The following is a 5212-nucleotide window of genomic DNA, read 5'->3' on the forward strand; positions in this document are numbered from 1 at the left end:
CCCTGCGCTTGAAGCTGGCCATCCACGACGAAGCACTGGAGATGACCCCGTACGAGGGGCACAGCTAAAGCAAGACCAGCCCGTCGCCCGTGATCCCGCCGCCAATTTTCGCTACACTCGCCACTTCCTTGGCCCCACCGGGCGGGCCACCCAGACTCAGGTAGTGAGAGATGTACAAGCTGATCGCATTGGATATGGATGGCACCCTGCTCAACCCGCAGGGCCAGATTACTCCCCGCACCCACGCCGCCATCAGCGCCGCGCGCGCCAAAGGGGTTACCGTGGTGCTGGCCTCCGGCCGCCCGCTGGAAGGGATGAGCCGCTATCTGGCCGAGCTTGGCCTCACCACCGAAGATGATTACGTCATCTGCTACAACGGCGCCCTGGTGCAGCAGGTCGCCGATCAGCGCATCATCCGCAGCCAGCTGCTGACCGGCAGTGACGCCAGCGCCGTCGCCAGACTGGCTGACGAGCTGGAGGTGAACGTTCACGGTTTCTCGGTCACCCAGGGCCTCATCAGTCCCCGTGTCAGCACCTACACCGAGCACGAATCCCGCCTGATCGGCATGCCGATCAATCTGATCGACTTCGCCACCCTGCCTGCCGACGAGCAGATCATGAAGGTGATGATGATCGACGAGCCGCCCCAGCTCTCCCGCGCCATCGAGCAGCTGCCTGCGGAGCTCTATGAGCGCTATACCGTGGTACAGAGTGCTCCCTTCTTCCTCGAGTTCATGCACAAGCACAGCAACAAGGGAACCGGCGTTGCCGCGCTGGCCGAGCACCTTGGCCTGACCGCCGGGCAGGTGATCTGCGTCGGAGATGCCGGCAACGACCACCACATGATTGAGTACGCAGGCCTTGGGGTTGCGATGGGCAATGCTACCGACGAGATCAAAGCTCTCGCCCAGCACACCACAGCACGCAACGATGAAGATGGCGTGGCCCGGGTGATCGAGCAGTTCGTGCTGAACGTCTGATCGCTTGGGCGCCGCCGCTGCGCCCGCTGCGGAAAAGAGAACGGGGAGGCTGTCAGCCTCCCCGTTTTTTTATCTGGTTGGTTATCTGTGTGATTAGCTGCAATCAACCCGTATCACTGGTTCGCCAAGCACTGGGTATGGGATCCCGGCTGCAGATAAGGTATCAGCAGCGGAGCCATCCCCTTGAGCACCTGCACCGGCAGCGCCGAGGTGAAGCGGAATTTGTCGGACTGGCTGCCCGGCACATAGGCGGTCAGGGTACCGAAGTGATCCTCACCCAGATAGAAGACAAAGGTCGCGGTACGGTTGCGCGCCAGCGAGCTGGTCACGTTGCCATAACGGCCCACGGTTTCAATCCGGTTATCCCCGGTCCCGGTCTTGCCACCCATTTGCAGCACAGTGCCATCAGGCAGGGTAAATGCCCCGGCGATACGTCTTGCCGTCCCCCCTTCCACCACCTTGGAGAGCGCATTACGCAGGGCGGTTGCAACCTCAACAGGCAGAACCCTGGTGCCTTCGGCATGGGTCGGTTCGAACTCGGTCTCGAAGGGCGTCCCCTTGGCGAACGAGAGGTGCTCGATACGCAGGGTCGGCGAACGGACACCGCCATTCTGGATAATCCCCATCAGCTCGGCCAGCGCAGCCGGGCGATCGCCGGAGCTGCCCAAGGCGGTCGCCAGCGAGGGCACCAGATGGTCGAACGGGTAACCGAGCTTGGCCCAGCGCTGATGGATATCGAGGAACGCCTCAACCTCCAGCATGGTGCGGATCCGGCTGTCGCGGGCGCTGCGATGACGGGTCTTGAACAGCCAGCTGTAGACCTCCTGCCGCTCGTCACGACTGGCCGCCACAGCATCGGCAAAGGTCGCCTTGTCAAACTCCTTGAGGTAGGCCAGCAGCCACAGCTCCAAGGGGTGCACCCGGGCGATATAGCCCTGATCCGGCAGTGAATACTTGCCAGGGCCATAGCTGACATAGAGCTGATTGATCCGTTTCGCGCTCAGCGTCTCACGCGGCAACCGTTCCGCCAGGAAGGCGGCAAAGGTCGCCTCATTGGCATCCGGCATCAGGTAGCGGTGAACCGCAGCCAGACGCACCGCGCTCGGCTTGAGGCCGTCGAGGAAGGTATCGAGCTGCTCTTCTGGAGTCTTGCCGCGATATTTGCGCCAGAAGCGTAGCAGATAGGTCTGCCCCTCTTTGTCGGCAAATTTGGCCAGATACTCCTGACGACGGGGATCCTTGTCATCCTTGAGCAACTGGGCACGATTCCCCTCCTTGTAGAGGCTGTAGCGCACGATATCGCGCATCAGCCGCACAAACGGCAGGTTGATGGACTCGCGCAGCGCATCGCGGATGGGGGGAATACGCCCGTTATCCTCTCTACGGAAGTTGTTGAAAGTGTGCATGCCGCCACCGGTAAAGAATCCCTCGTTGGGACTGGCGGAGTATTTGCGATCCAGCGCCGCTTCCAGCATCACTGGCAGGCTCTTGTCCTGAGCCGTCATCAGATAGGAGATGGCCCAGCGGCTGAGGTTGTCCTGAGAGGCCGACGCGAGTTTGCGCAGGCTATCGGGCGACATGCCCGCATAGTTGTCGTGCAGCTCGGCCACAATCTCCAGATAGGTGGTCAGCACCCGCAACTTGGCGGTTGAGCCCAACTCCAGCTTGGAGCCTTCGTTGATATCGAACGGCTGATCGGTGTTGTCGGTCTGCACCCGCACCTTGAACCCTTCCGGCGACTTCTCGAACAGGGTGAAGCTGTAGCGCACATCGCCCGTCTTCTCCGGCGAGAGCAGGCGCTCACCAAACAGCCCGACCTGAGCGGCAAACGTCGGGTCGGCCAGCTGTTGCAGATAACGGGAGATTTCGTTCTGCAGCGGCATGTTGAGGCTGGTATCGGCCGTCAGATCCATCCGGTCGAGGTCATAGAGCTGCACCCCGAGCTGACGGCTCAGGCGAGTACGGGCAACCTGCAACCCCTTGTTATTGTTCACCCGGGTGATGGCCGGGGACTGCAGGAAGTCACGGAACGAGATCTTGGCCTTGAGCGCCTCCTCCATCAGGGGCGGCGTGATCATCCCCTCCTGCACAAACAGGCGCAGATAGCTGTCGGTCAGATCCGCGAGCGATTCACGGCCCTGCGCCAGATAGTAGGAGGGACGGCGGTGCGCAATCATCAGCGAGACCACCTGACGCAGGGCAAGCCCCTGCTCGGCCAGCGGTGCATTCTGGTTGCGGGCGGGATCCAGCAGACGGTTCACGTCATCAACATTGGCACCAAACCAGACCCAGAGACCATCGCCCAGACCATGCACCTCACCATATCCCGGCGCAGCCGAGAGCGGCACCGAGTTGAGGTAGGCCCAAGCGACCAGCTTGCGCGCTTCGAGGGTTTCCGGCCCGAGACGATAGGCCCGCACACTGGCAGAGGCCATCTGGCGGATCTTCTCGGTCGGCGACAGGGTCAGACCATCCGGCGAGTGGCGATACTTCTCCACCTGGGTCGCCAGGGTACTGCCACCGGCAGATTGATCCTGCATATCGAGCGCCTTGCCCACCTGGGAGAGCGCCGCCTTGGCAAAACGGGGCCAGTCGACCGCCGGGTTGGCCAGCGGCTCCTCGTTGCTCAGCAGATCGCGGTTCTCGATAAACAGCAGCGACTGGATGACGAGCGGCGGAATGGAATCAAAATCCGGATAGTGATGGGTCGGATACTTGAACTGATAAAAGGGCTCGGCACGGCAATCGTGCAGCGTCAGTCCGGCCTGTACCTTCTCGGTGTAGGGCACGAAGAAGCCACGACTGGCGTAGTCATAGAGTGCGTCGGAGAAATGCACCTGCTTGCTGACTTCATAACCCCGTTGCAGCAGACGCTCCTGCATCATCGGCAGTTGCACATAGCCGAGCCGCTTGTCGAACGGGCCATCCTCAGGGAAGGCGATCTGCTTGCTCTGGCCTGGCTCGACCTTATAGGTGAGCTTGGCGGCATAGCGGGAGATCTCCTGAGATTGCAGCTTCGAGGTTTTCATCTCATAGCCAACCAGAGCGATCACCGCCCCCAGGCACAATAAAAAGAGAAAACAGAACAGCCAACGCCACCAGGGACGACGCTTGCGCTTTGGGTTCCCGTCCGTGGTCTGGACAGATGAATCTTGAGATGCCACTTGTGTCAAATCCGTCTGTTCTGATGCGCCCATATCAGCCCCACCATGGTTGCGCAATTTATTGTGTTTCACTCAAGCTTAGTCTTTTCAAGTCAATGGCTTGAAACTATTGACCGCTTTGTAGTGATGGTAACAGGGCAATTCTAAAAAGGGGAGCCGATTGTTGCAGGAGTGGCAGAGATCCGAGCTGATAACAAAACACCGGCCAGTGGCCGGTGTCTCTTGAACGAAAGCGGAACGCTTACTTGTGAGAGCTCATGCCCTTCAGTTTGGTGCTCAGCTCTTTACGCTCTTTGGAGAGCTCGGCGTTCTTGATGATGTGATCATCCACGCGCTCTTCATAGTCGGTACGCATGTTGGCAATGATCGCCTGTACATCATCAATGCTCATGCCCGGCTTGATGTAGTCGCTCAGGTTGTCGAGCAGCAGTACGCGCTTCTGGTTGTCACGGATCTTCTTCTCGTTATCCGCAATTTCACGCTTGAGTTTGTTCTGGCGACGGGACATACGCACATATTCCAGTACATCGCTAAAGGTGGACTTGTTTACTTGTTCCATATCGATACCACTGACTTAAGGTTGATAAAAACTGGCCAAGTTACACCTGGAACCCGGCAAACTCGGCGCGGGACAGGCAAACTCAAGATGCCCTTACTCTACCGAGTTATAAGCGAGATACAACCCTAATCACGCACCATGAGCCGAGTTTGGCCAAAAGTAAACCAGTTCAAACTGGTTGAGGAACGGCCAGAAAAGGGCGGAATTTAGAGACAAAATAGCAAGGAGTGAGGGCTTTTTGGCCCAAGATGATAAAACCAAGACTTAAAAACGGCACATAGCAAAAAGGCCTTCCCATCTGGGAAGGCCTTCAAATTAGTGGCGGAGCGGACGGGACTCGAACCCGCGACCCCCGGCGTGACAGGCCGGTATTCTAACCGACTGAACTACCGCTCCGCTGTCTGGTTAGCTTTTTGCTAAATTGTCTGCCGCTTCAATGAGGTGTCATCCTCGCAGCCAACGTCGTGATGTGCACGTCGCTGTTTAATTGGTGCCTGGCAGTGTCCTAC

The 5212-nt window shown here is 59.0% G+C and carries 3 protein-coding genes and 1 tRNA gene; 1 reads left to right on the top strand and 3 read right to left on the bottom strand.

Annotated features, from left to right (window positions below; all coding sequences use genetic code 11):
• The first annotated feature begins 170 nt into the window (after positions 1 to 170).
• Entirely contained in the window at positions 171 to 980 is an 810-nt protein-coding gene (yidA, locus tag BN1115_RS11550) for a sugar-phosphatase (protein WP_042657278.1), read from the top strand.
• A 113-nt stretch (positions 981 to 1093) separates the two neighbouring features.
• Here yidA and BN1115_RS11555 read toward each other — a convergent pair whose 3' ends face one another.
• The 3 genes from BN1115_RS11555 to BN1115_RS11565 form a co-directional block, all read right to left on the bottom strand.
• Positions 1094 to 4177, bottom strand: coding sequence for a transglycosylase domain-containing protein (locus BN1115_RS11555; RefSeq protein ID WP_042657279.1), 3084 nt, complete (start codon positions 4175 to 4177; stop codon positions 1094 to 1096).
• 208 nt (positions 4178 to 4385) lie between these two features.
• A complete protein-coding gene (tmaR, locus tag BN1115_RS11560; protein WP_033136060.1) occupies positions 4386 to 4703 on the bottom strand; it encodes a PTS system regulator TmaR in 318 nt (105 codons plus the stop codon).
• Between the two features lie 319 nt (positions 4704 to 5022).
• Positions 5023 to 5099: transfer RNA gene (locus BN1115_RS11565), tRNA-Asp, on the bottom strand.
• Between the last annotated feature and the right edge of the window lie 113 nt (positions 5100 to 5212).

The organism is Aeromonas allosaccharophila (assembly GCF_000819685.1).
GTDB classification, from domain to species: domain Bacteria; phylum Pseudomonadota; class Gammaproteobacteria; order Enterobacterales; family Aeromonadaceae; genus Aeromonas; species Aeromonas allosaccharophila.

Bases quoted from the DNA above. Each gene is read 5' to 3' on its own strand.
- yidA (WP_042657278.1), top strand. From the start codon at position 171: ATGTACAAGCTGATCGCATTGGATATGGATGGCACCCTGCTCAACCCG.
- BN1115_RS11555 (WP_042657279.1), bottom strand. From the start codon at position 4,177: ATGGGCGCATCAGAACAGACGGATTTGACACAAGTGGCATCTCAAGAT.
- tmaR (WP_033136060.1), bottom strand. From the start codon at position 4,703: ATGGAACAAGTAAACAAGTCCACCTTTAGCGATGTACTGGAATATGTG.